Source organism: Actinomadura sp. 21ATH, from assembly GCF_041951345.1.
GTDB lineage: Bacteria > Actinomycetota > Actinomycetes > Streptosporangiales > Streptosporangiaceae > Spirillospora.
Genome location: NZ_JBGNUR010000004.1, coordinates 497,945 through 516,898 on the forward strand (window position 1 = coordinate 497,945; position 18,954 = coordinate 516,898).

The 18,954-nt window shown below is 74.7% G+C and carries 18 protein-coding genes; 13 read left to right on the forward strand and 5 right to left on the reverse strand.

Annotation, left to right across the window (positions count from 1 at the left end; genetic code table 11):
* Positions 1 to 30 precede the first annotated feature (30 nt).
* Together aroB and aroQ are read left to right on the forward strand one after the other, a co-directional pair.
* The gene (gene aroB, locus ACA361_RS17020) at positions 31 to 1,092 is read left to right on the forward strand and encodes a 3-dehydroquinate synthase (RefSeq protein WP_375012978.1); all 1,062 of its coding nucleotides are present in this window, start codon (positions 31 to 33) and stop codon (positions 1,090 to 1,092) included.
* On the forward strand, positions 1,089 to 1,538 hold the full coding sequence (gene aroQ, locus ACA361_RS17025) for a type II 3-dehydroquinate dehydratase (protein WP_375012944.1): 450 nt from the start codon (positions 1,089 to 1,091) through the stop codon (positions 1,536 to 1,538). The genes aroB and aroQ overlap by 4 nt, the downstream gene beginning before the upstream one ends.
* A 13-nt stretch (positions 1,539 to 1,551) precedes the next feature.
* On the opposite strand, the gene ACA361_RS17030 is transcribed toward aroQ, so the two are convergent.
* Complete coding sequence (locus ACA361_RS17030) at positions 1,552 to 2,127, reverse strand: TetR/AcrR family transcriptional regulator (RefSeq protein ID WP_375012945.1); 576 nt, start codon at positions 2,125 to 2,127, stop codon at positions 1,552 to 1,554.
* A gap of 129 nt (positions 2,128 to 2,256) precedes the next feature.
* On the opposite strand from ACA361_RS17030, the gene ACA361_RS17035 reads away from it, so the two are divergent.
* Both ACA361_RS17035 and ACA361_RS17040 read left to right on the forward strand, forming a co-directional pair.
* Positions 2,257 to 2,922 carry an enoyl-CoA hydratase-related protein gene (locus ACA361_RS17035; RefSeq protein ID WP_375012946.1) on the forward strand — a complete coding sequence of 222 codons (666 nt, stop codon included), beginning with the start codon at positions 2,257 to 2,259 and terminating at the stop codon, positions 2,920 to 2,922.
* A gap of 88 nt (positions 2,923 to 3,010) precedes the next feature.
* Positions 3,011 to 4,057, forward strand: a complete 1,047-nt coding sequence (locus ACA361_RS17040) for an LLM class F420-dependent oxidoreductase (RefSeq protein ID WP_375012947.1) — start codon at positions 3,011 to 3,013, stop codon at positions 4,055 to 4,057.
* Positions 4,058 to 4,104: 47 nt separating this feature from the next.
* On the opposite strand, the gene ACA361_RS17045 is transcribed toward ACA361_RS17040, so the two are convergent.
* Positions 4,105 to 5,589 (reverse strand): flavin monoamine oxidase family protein, encoded by a 1,485-nt coding sequence (locus ACA361_RS17045; protein WP_375012948.1) that lies wholly within the window; start codon positions 5,587 to 5,589, stop codon positions 4,105 to 4,107.
* A 130-nt stretch (positions 5,590 to 5,719) separates the two neighbouring features.
* Between ACA361_RS17045 and ACA361_RS17050 the strand changes: the two genes are divergently transcribed.
* The 6 genes from ACA361_RS17050 (at position 5,720) to ACA361_RS17075 (ending at position 10,742) form a co-directional block, all read left to right on the forward strand.
* Positions 5,720 to 6,796 (forward strand): M24 family metallopeptidase, encoded by a 1,077-nt coding sequence (locus ACA361_RS17050; protein WP_375012949.1) that lies wholly within the window; start codon positions 5,720 to 5,722, stop codon positions 6,794 to 6,796.
* Positions 6,797 to 6,865: 69 nt separating this feature from the next.
* On the forward strand, positions 6,866 to 7,423 hold the full coding sequence (gene efp / locus ACA361_RS17055; RefSeq protein ID WP_375012950.1) for an elongation factor P: 558 nt from the start codon (positions 6,866 to 6,868) through the stop codon (positions 7,421 to 7,423).
* A 27-nt stretch (positions 7,424 to 7,450) separates the two neighbouring features.
* Entirely contained in the window at positions 7,451 to 7,873 is a 423-nt protein-coding gene (nusB, locus tag ACA361_RS17060) for a transcription antitermination factor NusB (protein ID WP_375012951.1), read from the forward strand.
* Between the two features lie 34 nt (positions 7,874 to 7,907).
* A complete protein-coding gene (locus ACA361_RS17065) occupies positions 7,908 to 8,696 on the forward strand; it encodes a methyltransferase domain-containing protein (RefSeq protein WP_375012952.1) in 789 nt (262 codons plus the stop codon).
* A gap of 207 nt (positions 8,697 to 8,903) precedes the next feature.
* The gene (locus tag ACA361_RS17070; protein WP_375012953.1) at positions 8,904 to 10,166 is read left to right on the forward strand and encodes a DNA polymerase IV; all 1,263 of its coding nucleotides are present in this window, start codon (positions 8,904 to 8,906) and stop codon (positions 10,164 to 10,166) included.
* Between the two features lie 177 nt (positions 10,167 to 10,343).
* The gene (locus ACA361_RS17075; protein ID WP_375012954.1) at positions 10,344 to 10,742 is read left to right on the forward strand and encodes a DUF3040 domain-containing protein; all 399 of its coding nucleotides are present in this window, start codon (positions 10,344 to 10,346) and stop codon (positions 10,740 to 10,742) included.
* Positions 10,743 to 10,792: 50 nt separating this feature from the next.
* Here ACA361_RS17075 and ACA361_RS17080 read toward each other — a convergent pair whose 3' ends face one another.
* The 3 genes from ACA361_RS17080 to ACA361_RS17090 all read right to left on the reverse strand — a co-directional run bounded on the left by ACA361_RS17080 (position 10,793) and on the right by ACA361_RS17090 (position 15,833).
* A complete protein-coding gene (locus tag ACA361_RS17080) occupies positions 10,793 to 13,381 on the reverse strand; it encodes a DUF3488 and DUF4129 domain-containing transglutaminase family protein (protein WP_375012955.1) in 2,589 nt (862 codons plus the stop codon).
* Complete coding sequence (locus ACA361_RS17085) at positions 13,378 to 14,736, reverse strand: DUF58 domain-containing protein (RefSeq protein WP_375012956.1); 1,359 nt, start codon at positions 14,734 to 14,736, stop codon at positions 13,378 to 13,380. Before ACA361_RS17085 ends, ACA361_RS17080 begins: the two co-directional genes overlap by 4 nt.
* 128 nt (positions 14,737 to 14,864) lie before the next feature.
* Positions 14,865 to 15,833, reverse strand: coding sequence for an AAA family ATPase (locus ACA361_RS17090; protein WP_375012979.1), 969 nt, complete (start codon positions 15,831 to 15,833; stop codon positions 14,865 to 14,867).
* Between the two features lie 497 nt (positions 15,834 to 16,330).
* Between ACA361_RS17090 and mraZ the strand changes: the two genes are divergently transcribed.
* The 3 genes from mraZ to ACA361_RS17105 all read left to right on the forward strand — a co-directional run bounded on the left by mraZ (position 16,331) and on the right by ACA361_RS17105 (position 18,763).
* Positions 16,331 to 16,762 carry a division/cell wall cluster transcriptional repressor MraZ gene (gene mraZ / locus ACA361_RS17095; protein WP_375012957.1) on the forward strand — a complete coding sequence of 144 codons (432 nt, stop codon included), beginning with the start codon at positions 16,331 to 16,333 and terminating at the stop codon, positions 16,760 to 16,762.
* 271 nt (positions 16,763 to 17,033) lie between these two features.
* Positions 17,034 to 18,029 (forward strand): 16S rRNA (cytosine(1402)-N(4))-methyltransferase RsmH, encoded by a 996-nt coding sequence (gene rsmH, locus ACA361_RS17100; protein WP_375012958.1) that lies wholly within the window; start codon positions 17,034 to 17,036, stop codon positions 18,027 to 18,029.
* Positions 18,026 to 18,763, forward strand: a complete 738-nt coding sequence (locus ACA361_RS17105) for a hypothetical protein (protein ID WP_375012959.1) — start codon at positions 18,026 to 18,028, stop codon at positions 18,761 to 18,763. Before rsmH ends, ACA361_RS17105 begins: the two co-directional genes overlap by 4 nt.
* Positions 18,764 to 18,954: the final 191 nt, after the last annotated feature.

The following is an 18,954-nucleotide window of genomic DNA, read 5'->3' on the forward strand; positions in this document are numbered from 1 at the left end:
ACGGACGGCGGCGGCACGGGCGCGGCACGGGTGCGCGTCGGCGGCGGCGAACCGTACGACGTGGTGATCGGCACGGGCGTGCACGGCGAGGTGCCCGGCCTGCTCGGCGCGGGCGTCCGCACCGTCGCGCTCGTCCACGACCGGAGCCTCGCCGCGCTGGCCCGCCCGGTCGGCGCCGCGCTGGAGGAGGCCGGGTACCGTGTCGAGGCGCTGCCCGTACCGGAGGGGGAGGCGGCCAAGGAGGCCGGCGTCCTCGCCGGGCTGTGGTCGCGCTTCGCCGAGCTGGGCATGACCCGCTCGGACGCGATCGTCGGCGTCGGCGGCGGCGCCACCACCGACCTGGCCGGCTTCGCCGCCGCCTCCTGGCTGCGCGGCGTGAAGTGCGTGCTGGTGCCGACCACGCTGCTGGGCATGGTGGACGCCGCGGTCGGCGGCAAGACCGGCATCAACATCCCCGAGGGCAAGAACCTCGTCGGCGCGTTCCACCCGCCGGCCGGGGTGCTGTGCGATCTCGGCACGCTCGCCACGATGGCGCGCGAGGACTACATCAGCGGGCTCGCCGAGATCATCAAGGCCGGCTTCATCGCCGACCCGGTGATCCTCGACCTGGTCGAGGAGGACCCGGCGGGCGCCGCGTCGCCGGGCGGCCCGCACACCCGCGAGCTGGTCGAGCGCGCCGTCCGGGTCAAGGCCGAGGTCGTCTCCGCCGATCTCAGGGAGGCCGGCCTGCGGGAGATCCTCAACTACGGCCACACGCTGGCGCACGCCATCGAGAAGGCCGAGGACTACCGGTTCCGGCACGGCCACGCGGTCGCCGTCGGCATGGTCTACGCCGCCGAGCTGGCCGCGCTCGCCGGGCGGCTGCCGGCCGACGTCGTCGAGCGGCACCGCTCGGTGCTGGCGTCCACGGGCCTGCCGGTGACGTACGGCGCCGGCGCCTGGCCCGAGCTGCGGGCCGCCATGACCATCGACAAGAAGTCCCGCGGCTCCACGCTCCGCTTCGTCGTCCTGGACGGCCTGGCCAAGCCCGGCCGCCTGGAGGGCCCCGGCGAGGAACTGCTGGAACGCGCCTACGCGAGGGTGGCCGGATGAGCCGCGTCCTGGTCCTGAACGGCCCCAACCTGCGCCGCCTGGGCACCCGGGAGCCGGACGTGTACGGCGCCGAGTCGTTCGACGACCTGACCGCGCTGTGCCGCGACACCGGCCGCCGGCTGGACCTCCAGGTGGAGGTGCGGCAGACCGACGACGAGGCGGAGATGATCGCCTGGGTGCACGAGGCGGCCGACGCGCGGCTGCCGGTCGTGCTGAACCCGGCCGCGTTCACCCACTACTCGTACGCGCTGCGGGACGCCCTCGCGCAGCGCACCGCGCCGCTGGTCGAGGTGCACATCTCCAACCCGGCGGCGCGCGAGGAGTTCCGGCACACCTCCGTCGTCGCGGGCGTGGCCACCGGCACGATCGCCGGGTTCGGGCTCATGTCGTACGTCCTGGCGCTCCAGGCCGTCGCCGAGATCCTCGCCGAGGAGAAGCCCCGGTAGGGCCCGGCAGGGCTCACCCGCCGGCCACGGCGGCGCGGGCCAGGTCCTTCAGCTCGGCGACGACCTCGTCGAGCGGCGCCACGTCGCGGCGCGCCCGGCACATGACCGTGGCGCCCTCCACGGCGGCGACGATCATGGTGGCGAGGCGGCCGGCGCGGGCGTCCGGCACGCCGGCGTTGCCGAGCCCGGTCGCCAGGGTGTCCTGCCACCGCCCGAAGGCGGCCGCGGCGGCGGCCGCGAGCTGCGGCGCCTCCTCGTGCGACTCCACGGTGACCGCGACGACGGGGCAGCCGGCCCGGAACTCGCTCTTGATCAGCACCTGCCGCCACCAGCCCACGAACGCGTCCACGGCCGAGGCCGCGTCGCCGCCCTCGACGGCCGCCGCGATGCCGGCGTTCAGGAACTCCCCGGCGTAGCGGACCGCCTCCTCCGCCAGCTGGACCTTGCCGCCCGGGAAGTGGTGGTAGATCGATCCGCGCGGGGCGCCGCTGTGCGTGATCACGTCGCGGAAGCCCGTCCCGCTGTAGCCGCGCTCGCGGAAGAGGTAGGCGGCGCTGCGCACCATGCGTTCCCGGCTGTCGGTCCCCATGCCAGCGATTATGACATTCATCATAGGTCTTTCGCGGTCCCCATGACGGACGTCATACTGTTTCGGCGTTGCCTATGACGCCCGTCATAAACAGGTGTCGGGGATACCCGGTGGGGAGAGGGAGACAGCGTGATCGAGCTCAAGCGCGACGGCGACGTGTTCGTCCTGCGATACGACAACGGGGAGAACCGGTTCAGCCCGGACTTCCTGGACGCCGTGGACGGCGCCCTCGACGAGGTCGCGGCCGCCGCGGCGCCCCGCGCGCTGGTCACCGCGGGAACGGGCAAGTTCTACTCCAACGGGCTCGACCTCGACTGGCTGAGCGCCAACGGCGACCGGATGGCCGAGTACCTCGGGCGGGTCCACGCGCTGTTCGCGCGGCTGCTGGAGCTGCCCGTCCCGACGGTCGCGGCCGTCAACGGCCACGCGTTCGCCGGCGGCGGCATGCTCGCCCTGGCGCACGACTTCGCCGTCATGCGGACCGACCGGGGCTACTTCTGCCTGCCCGAGGTCGACCTCGGGATGAACTTCACGCCCGGGATGTTCGCCCTGATCCAGTCGCGGCTGTCGCCGGCCGCCGCGCACGAGGCCATGATCAGCGGGCGCCGGTACACGGCGGAGGAGGCCCGCGCCGCCGGGATCGTCCACCGGACGGCGCCCGAGGCGGAGGTGCTGCCCGCGGCCGTCGAGCTGGCCGCGTCGCTGGCCGGTAAGGACGGCGCCACCGTGGGCAGGATCCGGACCGGGATGTACGCCCCGGCGCTGGCCGCGCTCCGGGGCCCCGCGCTGGGCTGACGCCCGGACCGGCCCCCTGGGCGCGCGGGCGTCCGGGGACTAGGTTACGTTCAACTGGAATCAGATTCGGTCAAGGAGAGGACGCCGGATGCGCATCGGGATGGCGCTCAGCTACGCGGGCGGTTTCAAGGAGACCGTCGAGGAGCTGGCCGACTACGAGAAGGCCGGCCTCGACATCGTCTTCGTCGCCGAGGCCTACAGCTTCGACGCGGTGAGCCAGATGGGCTACATCGCCGCCAAGACCGAGCGGCTGGAGATCGCCTCCGGGATCCTGCCGATCTACTCGCGGACGCCCGCGCTGATGGCGATGACGGCGGCCGGGCTGGACTTCGTCTCCGAGGGCCGCTTCACCCTCGGCCTCGGCGCGTCCGGCCCGCAGGTGATCGAGGGCTTCCACGGGCTGCCGTACAAGGCCCCGCTCGGCCGTACCCGCGAGGTCATCGAGATCTGCCGCAAGGTCTGGAAGCGCGAGCGCCTCCAGTACGAGGGCAAGCACTACACCCTCCCGCTGCCCGCGGAGCAGGGCACCGGGCTGGGCAAGCCGCTCAAGATCATCAACCACCCGGTGCGGGCCGACATCCCCGTCCTGGTGGCCGCGATCGGCCCCAAGAACGTCGAGCTGACCGCCGAGATCGCCAACGGCTGGGAGCCGATCTTCTACATGCCGGAGAAGGCCGCCGACGTCTGGGGCGACGCCCTCGCCGCCGGCAAGGCCAGGCGCGACCCCGCCCTCGGCGAGCTGGACGTGGTCGGCCAGGCCCCGCTGGCCATCGGCGACGACGTCCAGGGCTTCCTGGAGTTCGGCCGGCCGATGGCCGCGCTCTACATCGGGGGCATGGGCGCCAAGGGCAAGAACTTCTACAACGACCTCGCCCGCCGGTACGGCTTCGAGAGGGAGGCCGAGGAGATCCAGGACCTCTACCTGGACGGCAAGAAGGACGAGGCCGCCGCCAAGGTCCCCGCCGAGCTGCTGGAGAAGATGTCGCTGATCGGCTCCGAGGGCCACGTCCGCGAGCGGCTGGCGGCCATGAAGGAGTCCGGCATCACCACCCTGAACGTCTCCCCGATCGCGGGCGACCACAAGAGCCGCCTCGCGCTGATCGAGAAGGTCAAGGAGATGGCCGCCGATCTCTGACAGGGGTCCTGGGGGGCGCCCCCCCAGGAGGAACCGGCCTCTGGCGTCTACAGGGCGGCGTGGACCTCGCCGGCGACGCGTTCGCCGGAGCGGACCGCGCCGTCCATGTAGCCGGTCCAGTACCCGGACGTCTCGGTGCCCGCCCAGTGCACCGGGCCGCACGGGGCGCGCAGCGCGGCGCCGAAGTCGGTGAGGACGCCGGGCGGCGCGATCCCGACCGGCCCGCCGCCGCTCCACACCTCGTTGTCCCACCGCTGCACCGCGGTGCTCCGCGGGTTCGCCGCCTTCTCCCCGAACAGCCTGGTGAACGACTCCAGCCCGGCGCGGCGGATCTCGTCCTCGGACGCGTCGTCCAGGCGCCGGATGTTGGTCTGGTTGATGAAGCCCATCAGGATGCCGCGGGAGCCGTCCGGCGGGCTGTTGTCGAAGGTCGTGTCGATCGCCCCGCTGTCGGCGACGGCCTGCCCGGTGAGCCCGTCGGCGCGCCAGAACGGCGTGTCGTAGAGCGCCACGAACTTGGCGGCCGAGCCCATCGGGTAGCGCTGCATGAGCTGCGCCCGGCTCGCGGGCAGCCCCGGCGAGAAGTCGATCCTGGCGGCGATGGCGGGGGACATCGCGATGATCGCCCGCTTCGCGGTGACCGTGATCCCGTCCGCGGTGACGGTGACGCCCCCGTCGCCGCTGGAGACGCTCCGCACCGGCGCGTTGTAGCGGATCCGGTCGCCCAGGCGCGCGGCGAGCCGTACCGGGATCTCCTGCGATCCGCCGACGAAGCGCGTCTCCTGCGCGCCGTCCTTGGTGTCGATGAGGCGGTTCACGTCGCCCGGCGTGCTCGCGTTCCCGGCGGCGGCGATGTAGTGCAGGACGTACAGCAGCGACACGTCGCGGGACCGCACCGACAGCGTGGCGCTGATGAACGCGTCCAGCAGGAAGCGCGCGCCGGAGCTGAGCGAGTTGGACCGCGACCAGGTGTGGAACGTCTGACCGTCCCACTCCTCGGCCCTGGGCGCCTTCCACGGCTCGCCCACCGGGACGGTCTTGGCCATGTTCCCGAGCGCGACCAGCGCGAACTGGAGGTCGATCACGCCCCAGTCCGGCGGCACCGAGCCGAGCAGGCCGTCGGTGGCGTACTCCGACCGCTTCCCGTTGCGGTAGTAGACGTTCTTGCCGGTGTTGTACGTGGCGAACGTCTCGACGCCGAGGTCCTTCGCCAGCGCCGCGATGCGGTCCTGGGTGGGGCCGATGAACTCGGCGCCGCCCTCGCTGAAGACGCCGCCGCCGAGCGGCAGCGCGTACACCCGGCCGCCGGGGCGGTCCCGCGCCTCCAGGACGATCACCGACCGGCCGGCGGCGGCCAGGTCGCGGGCGGCGACCAGGCCGGACAGCCCGGCGCCGACGACGACCACGTCCGCCGCCGCGGGGGCGGTGCGGGAGCGGGCGGCGGCCGGGGCCGCGGGGAGGGCGGACAGGGCGGCGCCGGTGGCGGTCAGCGCGCCCGCGCCGAGCACTCCGCGCCTGCTGACTGGTGGCATGAGATCACTCCAGGGGAAGGGGCCGTGGGCGGCCGCGGCGGGGATCACGTGCGGGCGCCACGGTAGGGCACCCCGCTCACCGGAATCGAGAGTTATTCATGTTTTGAGACGGCACCGATACAGTGCGCCCATGAGTGACCAGCACCAGCGGCGGCGCGGCGCGCTCGCCGCCCGCATCGCCGCCGACGCCGACGCCGTACTGATCACCAAGCCGGTCAACGTGCGCTACCTGACCGGCCTGGCCAGTTCGAACGCCGCCCTGCTCGTTGCCGCCGGCGGCGCGGCGGTGCTGGCCACCGACTCCCGGTACGCCGGGACGGCCGCCCGGATCTGCCCCGAACTCGACCTGATCGTCGAGCGGGCCACCGCCGAGGCGCTGACCGCCCGCGCCGCCGCGGACGGCGTCCGGCGGCTCGCGTTCGAGGCGCACGTCATGACCGTGGAGAAGCACTCCGCCCTCGCCGCGCTGGACGAGCGCGTCGCGTTCACCCCCGCCGGGCACCGGGTGGAGGAGCTGCGCCTCGTCAAGGACGAGGACGAGATCGCGCTGCTGCGCGAGGCGTGCGCGATCTCCGACCGGGCGCTGGCGGACGTGCTCCCCTCGATCGGGCCCGGCCGGACCGAGCGCGAGATCGCCGTCGCGCTGGACCGCCGGATGATCGACCTCGGCGCCGACGCGATCGCGTTCGACACGATCGTCGCGGCCGGCCCCAACGGCGCGATCCCGCACCACCGCCCCGGCGACCGCGCCCTGGAACGCGGCGATATGGTCACGATCGACTTCGGCGCCCTGCGCGGCGGCTACCACGCCGACATGACCCGCACGTTCGCGATCGGCGAGCCCGCGGCCTGGCAGCGCGACGTGTACGACCTGGTCCTGCGCGCCCAGCTGGCGGCGATCGCGGCGGCCGTCCCGGGGGCCGAGACCACGGCCGTCGACGGCGCCGCCCGCGACCTCGTCAAGGCCGCCGGGCACGGCGACGACTTCCCGCACGGGGTCGGCCACGGCGTGGGCCTGGAGATCCACGAGGCACCGCTCATGGGGTACGACAGGACCGGTAAGCTGATGGATCGAGTTCCTGTCACCGCCGAGCCCGGGGTCTACCTCGCGGGCCGGGGCGGGGTCCGCATCGAGGACACGCTCGTGGTCCGGCCGGGCGGGCCGGAGCTCCTTACCGAGACGACGAAGGACCTGCTCGTCCTCTGACGATGACGAGCGCGGGTCCGCGAGCACCGGAACGACCGGGGCGGGACTGCCCCGCCAGGAGAGGACGCTGTGGCGACGACGAACGACCTGAAGAACGGCATGACGCTGAACCTCGACGGCCAGCTGTGGACCGTTCTGGAGTTCCAGCACGTCAAGCCCGGCAAGGGCGGCGCGTTCGTCCGGACCAAGCTGAAGAACGTGATGTCGGGCAAGGTCGTCGACAAGACCTTCAACGCCGGCACCAAGGTCGAGGTGGCCAGCGTCGACAAGCGGGAGATGCAGTACCTCTACCGCGAGGGCGAGGACTTCGTCTTCATGGACACCGAGACCTACGACCAGCCGCACATCCCCGCCACCGTCGTGGGCACGGCCGCCGACTACCTGCTCCCCGAGCAGAACGCGGTGATCGCGTTCAACGACGAGAACCCGCTGTACGTCGAGCTGCCCGCCGCCGTCGTGCTGGAGGTCACCGAGACCGAGCCGGGCCTGCAGGGCGACCGCTCCACCGGCGGCACCAAGCCGGCCACCCTGGAGACCGGCGCGACGATCAACGTCCCGCTGTTCATCACCACGGGCGAGAAGGTCAAGGTCGACACCCGCTCCGGCGACTACCTCGGCCGGGGTTGATGGACGCGCGCGAGCGAGGGCGGTCAAGTGAGCGCTAGAACCAAGGCGCGGCGGCTGGCGCTCGACATCCTGTTCGCGGCCGAGCTGCGCGAGGAGCGGCCGACCGAGGTGCTGGCCCAGCGCGGCCGGCCCAACCAGGACGAGCTGTCGGAGTTCCCCCACGCGGTGCGGCTGGTCGAGGGCGTCCAGGAGCACGGCGAGCGGATCGACGAGCTGATCGCCACCTACGCCACCGGCTGGACCCTGGACCGGATGCCGGTGGTCGACCGCAACATCCTGCGGATGGGCGCCTACGAGCTGCTCTGGGTCGAGGACGTCCCGGACGGCGTCGCGGTGAGCGAGGCGGTGGCGCTGGCCACCGACCTGTCCACCGACGAGTCCCCCCGGTTCGTGAACGGGCTGCTGTCCCGGCTCCAGCGGCTCAAGCCATCGTTGTCCCTGGAGAGCTGAGCGGTCCCGGCAGAGCTGGCTAGGGTGGGGACGGATGACCGGAGAGCGCGACAGTAGGGGGACGGCCGTGGCCACCCGGCAGGGAAGGCGTACCCGGGGCGGCGGCGGCCGGGTGCGCAGCGCCGTCCTGTGGGACGCGCTGCGCAAAGTCCTGGACCGCATCGACCCCGAGTCGGGGCCCAGGGACGTGGTCGACGTGGGCGGCGGCACCGGCGGTTTCGCGGTGCCGCTGGCCGAGCTCGGGCACCGGGTGACGGTGGTCGACGCCAGCCTGGACGCGCTGGCGGCGCTGGAGCGCCGCGCCGCCGAGTCGGGCGTGACCGTCCGCGCCGTCCAGGGCGACGCGGTCGACCTGCCCGACCTGCTCGGCCGCGACACCGCCGACCTGGTGCTGTGCCACAGCGTCCTGGAGTACGTGGAGGACCCGGCCGCCGTCATGGCCGCGCTGACCCACGCCGTCCGCCCGGGCGGCTCGGTCAGCGCGCTCGTCCCCGGCCAGGTGGGCGCGGCGCTGCACCGCGCGGTGGCCGGCCACTTCGACGACGCGCGCCGGGCGCTGACCGACCCGTCCGGCCGCTGGGGCGAGCACGACCACACCCCGCGCCGCTTCACCCGCCAGTCGCTGTCGGCGCTGGTGGAGAACGCCGGCCTGCGGGTGGGCGCCCTGCACGGCGTCCGGATCTTCGCCGACCTGGTCCCCTCCGGCGACCTGGAGTCCGAGCAGGACGCCGAGGCCCTGATCGCCCTGGAAGCGGTGGCCGCCGTCCACCCGGTCCTCCGCGAACTCGCCACCCAACTCCACGTGGTGGCCGACCGTGTCTGACTCACCACGCGCCAACCCTGGCCCGCCGCCCCGGCCCCAACGAACCCCAGGCGTTGCGATCGCGTCCGAAGGCAGGGACGAGCGTGAGCGAGGCCCTGATCGTCGAGTGAGCCCCTGGGCGAGTCGAGACGATGCAGCGATCGCCGCGAAGCCCGCCGAAGGAGGGCGTGCAACGCCCGACGCCAAGGGCTGCGCAATGAACACGGCATGAGCAGGAAGCAGCAGCTTCATCGGCCGGGGCCGCAGCCGGGGCCGCCCGGGGACGACACCGGGTGCTCGATCCTGCACGTCGACATGGACGCGTTCTTCGTGAGCGTCGAGCTGCTGGAGCGGCCCGAGCTGCGGGGGCGGCCGGTGATCGTCGGGGGTGTGGGCGCGCGCGGGGTGGTGGCGGCGGCGTCGTACGAGGCCCGCGAGTACGGGGTGCACTCGGCGATGCCGATGTCGCGGGCGCGGCGGCTGTGCCCGCGGGCCGTGGTGCTGCCGCCGCGGCACGAGCGCTACGCGCGGGTGTCGGCCGCGGTCTTCGAGATCTTCCGTACCGTGACGCCGCTGGTCGAGGGGCTCTCGCTGGACGAGGCGTTCCTGGACGTGGCCGGCGCCGTGCGGCGGATGGGGCGGCCGGCGGTGATCGCCCAGGCGATCCGGGAGCAGGTGCGCGAGCAGCAGGGGATCACCTGCTCGGTCGGCGTCGCCGGCACGAAGTTCATCGCCAAGATGGCCTCCACCCGGTGCAAGCCCGACGGGCTGCTGGTGGTGCCGGCCGCCGAGGTGGAGGCGTTCCTGCACCCGCTGCCGGTCGCGTCGCTGTGGGGCGTCGGGGAGCGGACGGAGGAGGCGCTGAAGCGCCTGGGCCTGCGGACGGTCGGGCAGATCGCCCAGGTGCCCCTGGCGACGCTCCAGCGGGAGCTGGGGAACGCGCTGGGCGCCCACCTGCACGAGCTGTCGTGGGGGCGCGATCCGCGCGCCGTCGTGCCGCACACGCCCGACAAGAGCATCGGTGCCGAGGAGACGTTCGACACCGACATCGACGATCCCGAGACGATCAGGCGCGAGCTGCTGCGGCTGTCGGAGAGGGTCGGCGCCCGGCTGCGGGCGAGCGGGAACGCCGGCCGCACGGTGAGCGTCAAACTGAGAATGGCGAACTTCAAGACGATCACCCGGGCGCGCACGCTGCGCGAACCGACCGATCTGTCCCGTGTGATCTATATCACAGCCTGCGAGCTGTACGAGGCCGCCGGGCTGGATCGGGTACGACTGCGCTTGGTGGGCGTCCGGGTGGAGAACCTGGGACCCGCCGATCAGGCCCCCCGCCAGCTGGCCTTCGGCGAACCCGAGACGGGCTGGAGAGAGGCCGAGCGCGCGATGGACCAGGTCGCGCACCGGTTCGGCAGCGGTGCCGTCCGGCCGGCCGCGCTGGTCCGCCGCGCCGACGACGGTGACGGCAGTGACGGCGGGGACGTACGGTGACGGGAGACGGCAGGGACATGACCGACTCGTGGTCTCCGGTTGGCCGTTCGCTTTCGTCCCCTCGTCCGGGCTCGTATTCTGGGCATATCACCGTTGAGGTTCCCGTCCTGCATCGGATACCCCGTAGCGGGGCTGTCGTTGGGAGGCGCCGTGCCGCTCTCTGAGCACGAGCAGCGCATGCTCGAGCAGATCGAGCAGGCGTTGTACGCCGAGGATCCGAAGTTCGCTCACGCGGTCCGCTCGACCAACCCCCAGGTCCATTACAAGCGCCGGATCGTCAAGGCCGCCCTCGGTTTCGTGCTGGGTGTGTGCGCGCTGATGACCGGTCTCGTCATGAACGCTGGCACGGTCACGATCGTGGTGAGCGTGACCGGATTCCTCTTGATGGTCGTGTGCTGCGTCTGGGCACTGACCAGCTGGAAGCGCATGACCGGGGTCGGCTCCGAGGCCGCGCCGCCGGGCGGCGGGGGCGGCGGTGGTGGTGCCGCCGGCCGGCCCGCCCGCCGCGAGCGCTCGAAGCGCGGCTTCATGGACCGGATGGAAGAGCGCTGGCGCCGCCGCACCGAGGGCGAGTGACCCGGCCGTAGCGGGCCCGCCGTCCCGGCGCGGCCCGCGCCGCGGCCGCCTCAGCGGCGGCCGCGGATCCCGCGCGCCCGGGCGGCGAGCCGCTCGCGCAGGCCCCCGAGCCCGGCCGCGAGCCGGTTCAGCCGGCCGGTCGACTCGATCGCCCGGCCGCCCGCCGAGCGGAACGCGGCCAGCCCGGACGGCGGCAGGTACCGCGCCTGCATGCGCGCCCTGCGGCTCACGGCCGCGGAGAACGCCTCCCGTACCGTCCTGACGTCGGCCCGCAGCGCCTCCGCCGGCATGTCCGGGTGCGAGCGCGAGTAGCGGGCCAGCTCCTCGGCCCGCGCGATCCGGCCCAGCGCCCCGCTGCTCTCGGCGTCCAGCTCCAGCAGCTCGCCGAGCCGCCGCGCCGCCGCCCGCGGGGTGTCGCTGGCCCGCCACTCCAGCCCGTGGTCGATCGCGTCCGCCCGCATCTCCCGCCACGCCGCGTGCGCCGCGTCCGCGGGATCGCGCCGCGCCGCCCCGCCGGGGCCGCCCGTGCCCGCGGGGCCGCCCGCGCCCGTCCCGCCGTCCTGGACGACCACCGCCCAGTGCAGGGGGAGCCTGGCCAGCCACCGCCGCGGGACGATCCCCGCCCAGCGCGCGGCCAGGCGTCCGGGCCCGCCCCGCCGGACGGCCGCCCAGCGCCGCCGCCGGGCCAGCAGCCGCACGATCATCGGGGCGGTCAGGATCAGCAGCACCAGCAGCCCGGCGGCGATCCACCCGGTGGGCGCGCCGCCGTCCTCCTCCTGCTCCAGGTCCGGGACGGCGCCGGCGGGCCCCTGGTCCTGCGGGCGCTGCCGGTCGGCCGCCGACGGGCCCGCGCTCGGCCCCTCGGCCGCCGACTCGTCCGGCGCCGGCGCGTCCGGCTCCTGCCCGGCCGTGCTCTCGCCGATGGAGACCGGGTCGGTGTAGCCGGGAACGGTCGCGGTGCCCTGGCCGGCCGCACCGGCGGGCGTCGGCTCGAACCGCACCCAGCCCGTGCCGGGGAAGTAGAGCTCCGGCCACGCGTGCGCGTCCCGCGACCGCACCACCCACTCGCCGGGCGTGACCTGAGTGCCCGGGGTGTAGCCCATCGCCACCCGCGCCGGGATGCCCAGGATCCGCGCCATCAGCGCCATCGCCGCCGCGTACTGCTCGCAGTAGCCGCGCTTGCTGTGCAGCAGGAAGTCGACCAGGTCGTTGCCGTGCTGCGGCGCCGGCGCCGACAGGTCGTACTGGAACCCGCCCTCCCGGGTGAACCACTTCTGCAGCCGCACCGCCTGCGCGTGCGCCGTCGTGGAGCCCTCGGTGACCTTCTGCGCGAGCTGCCGGATCTCCGCCGGCACGTTGCGGGGGACGGCCGTGTACGGCGTCACGATCTCGCTCGGGTAGGACACCCCGGACGCCAGCCGGTCCGCCGTGGGCTGCGCCCTGACGCTGGTGACCTCGTACGAGCGGCCGCCCGCCGAGTCGCGCAGCGAGTAGACCATCAGCGACGGCGCGTGCACCCGCCAGTCGCCGTCGATCTTCAGCCGGGACGGCGCGTACGGCACCGGCAGGAACGTCATGTTCCGGACCTGCCGGCGGACCCGGACGTTCGTGGTCACCCTCCGGGTGGCCGCCTCGGTCAGCCCGGGCGGGCCGGGCAGCCCGCGGCCCGATACGCGGTCCCGCGCGGTGCTCTCCAGCGGGCTGTAGGTCCAGCGGTCGCCGTCGAACCGGTCCAGCGCGTACAGCCGCAGGTAGTCCGGCTCCCGGTCGGTGGACCGGTACGTGAGGACGACCGAGTCGTCGGCGCGCGTCAGCTCCCGCTTCAGGCTGACCAGCGGATCGGGGGTGGTCACGGTCTGGGTGCCGCCGGGGCCGCCGCCGCCCATGTCGAACAGCCCGCGCGGCCTGATCCCGGGCACCGCGACCGGCACCAGCACCGCCACCGCCACCGCCGCGGCCCCGATCCGCCGCCCGCTGGCCGCCAGCGAGCCGGAGTCGGGGCGCCGCGCCGGGGCACCGGCCGCCGGCGGGACGTCCTCGTGCGCGCGCCGGCCCAGCACCACGCGCCCCCACGTCCCGACGTGCTCGCGGGAGTCGGCCACCAGCAGCGCCAGGTAGCCCGCGGCGCCGGCGGCGAACGGGAACCAGCCGATGCTCTCCTCGCGCACCGCCGCGGGCACGCTGAACATCGCCAGCAGCGGCAGCCCCGCCGGGGCCGCCTTCCGCAGCCGCACCGCCAGCAGGTCGACCACGGCGGCCACCAGCCCGACGCCCGTGGCCGCCAGCAGCGTGATCCCGGGGACCAGCGGCACCGGCGCCGCGTACCGGTTGGCCGCGTCCCAGCCCGCCCCGTACAGCTCGCCCAGCCGGGCCAGCGAGGCCGGCGTGGGCACGACGCCCAGCAGCGCCTCGCCCGGCGCGAAGTGCGCGGTGAGATAGAGGAGCAGCACCGCCGGCCCGCCCAGCGCGCCGACCGCCACGGGGGCGCGGAACCGGCGGGCCAGCAGGCCGCCCGCGGCGACCGCGAGCACCGCGCCCAGCCCCGACCAGAACCAGGTGCCCCGCGAGAACAGCGGGTACAGCCCCGCCGTGCCGGCCAGCGACGCCAGCGCGGCCATGATCGTCATCCGGATCCTCATGAGGCGCCCCTCGCGAAGTCCTCGCCGGACTGGTCGGCGCTCGCCCAGGCCCCGGCCAGCTCGGCCGCCGACCGGACGACCACCACCCGCCAGCCCGCCGCGCGCAGCAGCCTGGCGGTCGGCCCGGCCGCGGCCCGGCCCGTCCCGCCGCCGTGCCCGTGCCCGTGCCCGTGCCCGTGCTCGTTCTCGTACTCGTGCTCGGTCTCGTCCTCGTAGCGCGGTGCCAGGGCGTTCTCCGGGGGGACGGCGTCGATCAGTACGGCGACATGGGTCGCGTTGCCCCGGCAGGCCGCGGCGACCGCGCGCGCCTCACCGGGGTCCAGGATCCCGAACACGGCGACGACCAGCCCGTCCGCCTCGCGCCCGGTGGCGGCCGAGCCGCGCAGCGCGGCCAGGCCCGGGGTCAGCGAGCGGCTCCGGGTGGTCCGGGCCACCGCCAGCGCGTCCAGCAGCGCCCCCTCGAAGGCGCCCTCGTACCCGACCGAGCGCGGCACCGCCTCGCCCGCGTCGGTCACCAGCCGCAGGCCCATCCCGGCCCGGCCGAGGTGCGCGCCCACCGACGCGGCCGCCGACACCGCCTGCTCGAACGAGGAGCCGGGGCCCTCGCCCCAGTACCCCGACCGCCGGGTGTCGAGGAACAGCGTCCCGCTGCTCTGCCAGTGCTGCTCCTCGCGCCGCACCATCAGCTCGCCGCGCCGCGCCGTGGACCGCCAGTGGACCCGGCGCAGGTCGTCGCCGTGCCGGTACTCGCGCGGCGCGATGTCGTCCTCGCCGGCCGAGGCGACCGTGCGGGCCAGGCTGTCGCCGCCGCCCGTCCAGGCGCCGCCCAGCCGGCCCGGCGGCAGCGGCACGATCGCCGGCGTGACCGTCAGCGTGTCGGACAGGCTGAACGAGCGGACCAGCTCCACCATCCCGAACGGGTCGGCCAGCCGCACCGTCAGCGGCCCGACGCGGTAGCGGCCCCGCACGTCCGAGCGGATCCGGTAGCTCAGCTCGCGGGTGCCGTGCGGCTCGATCCGGTCCAGCACGAACCGCGCCCGGCCGCCGAGCGCGAACGGCACCTGGTCCTCCACCATCAGCAGCCCGCTGGGCAGCCGGGAGACGTTCTCCAGCCGCAGGTCCACCCGCGACTCGTGCCCCGCGGGCAGCCGCGACGGGGTGAGGCGGCGCGCGCAGGCGAGCCGGTAGCGGGTGCGCGACACCGCCACCGTGCACAGCAGCGGCAGCACCAGGACCAGCACGCCGGCCCGGAGCAGGTCGCGCTCGCCCAGGACGAACGCGCACACGATGGCGGTCACCCCGGCGGCCACGAAGGACCGGCCGCGGGTCGTCAGGCCGGCCAGCGCTCTTCTCAACGGTCACTTCCCGGAGGCGGTCTTCTCATAGTGCGGTCGTTCTCGGTCGGCTGCGGTCGCTGCGTCGGCTCCGCGGGGCCCGGTGGCTCCGTCGGCTCCGTCGGTCCCGCCGGTTCCCGCGCCGGGCGTCACGCCCGCGGCGAGGGCACCGGCAGCCGGTTCACCAGGTCGGCCACGACGTGCTCCGGCCGGCGCCGCTCGACCTGCGCCTCGGCGGTCGGCAGCAGCCGGTGCGCCAGCACGTGCACCGCCAGCTCCTGGACGTCGTCGGGCCGCACGTAGTCGCGCTCGTCCAGCGCCGCGTACGCGCGGGCCGCCCGCACCAGGTGCAGGGTGGCCCGGGGGGAGGCGCCCAGGCGCAGGTCGGGATGGGTGCGGGTGGCCGCGACCAGGTCGACGGCGTACTGCTTGACCGGCTGCGCGACGTGCTGGCGCCGGACGACCTCGATCAGCCGCCGCACGTCGCCGGCGTGCGCCACCGGACGCAGCCGGTCGAGCGGGGAGGACTGCCCGTGCACGTCCAGCATCTCCAGCTCGGCGGCCGGGTCGGGGTAGCCCATCGAGATGCGCGCGGTGAACCGGTCGCGCTGCGCCTCGGGCAGCGGGTAGGTGCCCTCCATCTCCACCGGGTTCTGGGTGGAGATCACCATGAACGGCCGCTCCAGCGGGTAGGTGGTGCCGTCCACCGTGACCTGCCGCTCCTCCATGCACTCCAGGAGCGCCGACTGCGTCTTGGGGGAGGCGCGGTTGATCTCGTCGCCCACCACGATGTTGGCGAACACCGGGCCGGGCTTGAACTCGAACTCGCGCAGCTCCTGGTTGTAGGCGCTGACCCCGGTGATGTCGCTCGGCAGCAGGTCGGGGGTGAACTGGACGCGCCGCACCGAGCAGTCGACGGACCGGGCGAGCGCCTTGGCCAGCATCGTCTTGCCGACGCCGGGCACGTCCTCGATGAGCAGGTGCCCCTCGGCGAGCAGCACCGTCAGCGCCAGCCGCACGACTCCGGGCTTGCCCTCGATCACCGACTCGACCGCGTCCCGGATCTTCCCCGCGACCTGGGCCAGCCCGTCGAGCCCCGCGGCGCGGGCCGGGGGCACCCCGGCGCCGGCGGACGCCTCCTTGAACGACTCGCCGTGCGTGCCTACTGCCACCAGCAAACCCTCCTCAGCCGAACGGCCGCACCCTCGCCACCGGCCCCGCCGGGAGGTCCGTGCCCCCGGCGGCGCGGGCCTCCTCAGCGACCCGGTACGGCATCGCCCGCGTCCCGGTTCACGTGCCCCGGCCGCGTGCCGCCGTTCCCGATGCCCTGCTCTTGTGCAAACGACAGTACGTCGTCGGGCCGGGTGTCGCGATGTTCATGTCGATCGGGAGCCCATTGTGCTCCACCCCACCGGGTCCGGCGGACGGGCGCGGGACGGGGCGCGCGCGCTGCCCCCTCCCGCCCCCCACTCCGCACCACCCCGTCTGACCTGCGGATTTCCGGCGCGTTACGGCGCCGCAGAGATGTTTTCGTAGTTGACGGTGGGGAAGAGTGGAGTAGAGTGGGGCGCCGTGGGGGAGCAGTGGCGCCCACCGCGGCGCGGGAGGTGGGCCGGTGTTTCTCGGCACCCACTCACCGCGCCTCGACGACAAGGGACGACTGTTCCTGCCGGCGAAGTACCGCGAGGAGCTGTCGGGGGGATTGGTGATCACGAAGGGCCAGGAACGCTGCCTGTACGTCTTCCCCATGGCGGAGTTCCAGCGCATCACCGAGGCGCTCCGGTCCGCGCCGGTCACCGAGAAGGCGGTGCGGGCCTACAGCCGGGTCTTCTTCGCCAGCGCCTCCGACGAGGTCCCCGACAAGCAGGGACGCGTCACGATCCCGCCGCCGCTGCGCACGTACGCGGGGCTCACCCGCGACTGCACCGTGATCGGCGCCAACACGCGCCTGGAGATCTGGGACACCGCGGCCTGGGAAGCCTGGCTCGAGCAGGAGGAGCAGGCTTTCGCCGACGTCTCGGAGGAGGTGTTGCCCGGGATCCTCTGAGCATTCACCCGTCGGTCCGATGAAACCGGCACCGGCCCACGTTCGGCCAGGTCTCCAGCCGCTCTCCGGCCAGCTGGCGCAGCTTCCCCGGCGCCAGACGGCGACCCCCCGCGGACACGCGGTGATCTTCCTCACGGGCAGCGGATGGGGACCTGGCCGGGCGAGGCCGCCGGAGGGGGCACCGGCTCCCGCGTGAGAGCGCGGGCGTACGGGATCGGGGCGGCGGTGCCACGCAGTCCGCGAGCGAAGTGGCGCACGAGGGGGTGTAGTCATGGACGGGGGCGACCCTGCGATCGGGTCCGGTCACGTTCCGGTCATGCTCGACCGCGTACGGGAACTCCTGCTTCCCGCCATAGAGGGGCCCGCCGCCGAGCGGGTGTCCGGCCGCGCGCCGGTGTACCTCGACGGCACCCTCGGGCTCGGCGGCCACGCCGAGGCCATGCTCGACGCCCATCCCGGGCTGCGGCTGATCGGGCTCGACCGCGACACGACCGCGCTGGAGCGGTCCGCGCGGCGGCTGGCCCGCTTCGGCGACCGCGTCACGCTGGTGCACGCCGTCTACGACGAACTTCCCGAGGTCCTCGGCCGGCTCGGCGTCGCGCACGTCGACGCGGCCCTGTTCGACCTCGGCGTCTCCTCCCCGCAGCTGGACGAGGCCGAGCGCGGCTTCGCCTACTCCTACGACGCGCCCCTCGACATGCGCATGGACCGTACGCAGAGCCTGACGGCGGCCACGGTGGTCAACGGCTACCCGCCCGCCGAGCTGGCCCGCATCCTGCGCGAGTACGGCGAGGAGCGGTTCGCCCAGCGGATCGCGTCCGCCATCGTGCGCGAGCGCGAGCGCGCTCCACTCGACTCCACCAGGCGGCTGGCCGACCTGGTGCGCACCTCGATCCCGGCCGCCACCCGCCGTACCGGGGGCAACCCGGCCAAGCGGACCTTCCAGGCGCTGCGCATCGAGGTGAACGGGGAGCTGGACATCTGGGGCCGGGCGCTGCCCGCCGCCCTCGACGCCCTGCCGGTCGGCGGGCGCGTCGTGGTCCTCTCCTACCACTCACTGGAGGACCGCATCACCAAGCGGATCCTCACCGCTCTGGCGGCCGACACGACGCCGCCCGAGCTGCCCGTGCCGCTGCCCGAGCACCAGCCGCGCTTCCGGCTGCTCACCCGCGGCGCCGAGCTGCCCACCGAGGCGGAGACCACGACCAATCCACGGGCCGGATCGGTGCGGCTGCGCGCCGCCGAGCGGCTCCGGGAGGCGACATGACGACGACGACACGCCGGCCGGGCAAGAGCCGCGCGCCGGGCCAGGCCCCGGCGCGCGGGCGTACCGGTTCCGGCGCAACGCCCGCCGCGCCCGCCAGGCCCGCGAAGCCGGCCGAGCCCGCGTCCAGGACCAGGGTCCGGGCGTCCCCGCCGGCCGCGCCCGCCACCAAGCCGGGCAAGCAGGCCGCGCCGGGCAAGGCGGCGAAGCCGGCGAAGTCGGCGAAGTCGACCAGGGCGGCCCGGGCCGCGAAGCCGGCCGCGCGCACGCGGCCCGCCGCGCGGCGCCCCGCGGCGCCGCCGCGCGCCCCGTTCGTGCTGCTCATCTGCGGGCTGCTGGGCGGCGCGCTGGTGAGCCTGCTGCTCCTCAACACCGTGCTCGCCGAGGACGCCTTCACGATGAGCCGCCTCCAGCAGAGCAACAAGCTGCTCGGGCAGCAGAAGGAGGCGCTCCAGGAGGAGATCGCCCGCGAGGAGGCGCCGGGCAACCTGGCGAACAAGGCCGAGGGTCTCGGCTACCGGGGCCCGGGGCGGCTGCCGTACGTCGACCCGACCTCGCAGCAGGTGATCGGCGGCTCCGGCAAGCCGATGCCGGCCTCCGCCGCGGCGGCCGCCGCGGCCGCGGGCGCGCTGGGGATCCCCGGCGCCGTCCTGCCCGACGACGTGCCCGCCCCGGCCGCCGACCGCGGCGCCGCCGGCACGGGCGCGCAGCAGCCGCGGGAGCGGGGGGCCGGGTGACGCCCCGGCCGGGACGCGGCGCGGCGGGACCGCCACCTGGCCGGAAGCGCGGCGCCCAGGGGAGGGCCTCGCGGGGCCCCGCCGGGGGCGAGGAGAAGAGCGGCCCGGGCGCGGCGCGCGCGTCCGGGCGCCAAGCGGGCACCCCATCCCGGCCGCCGGGCGGCACCAGCGCCCGGCGGCCGGGATGGGGT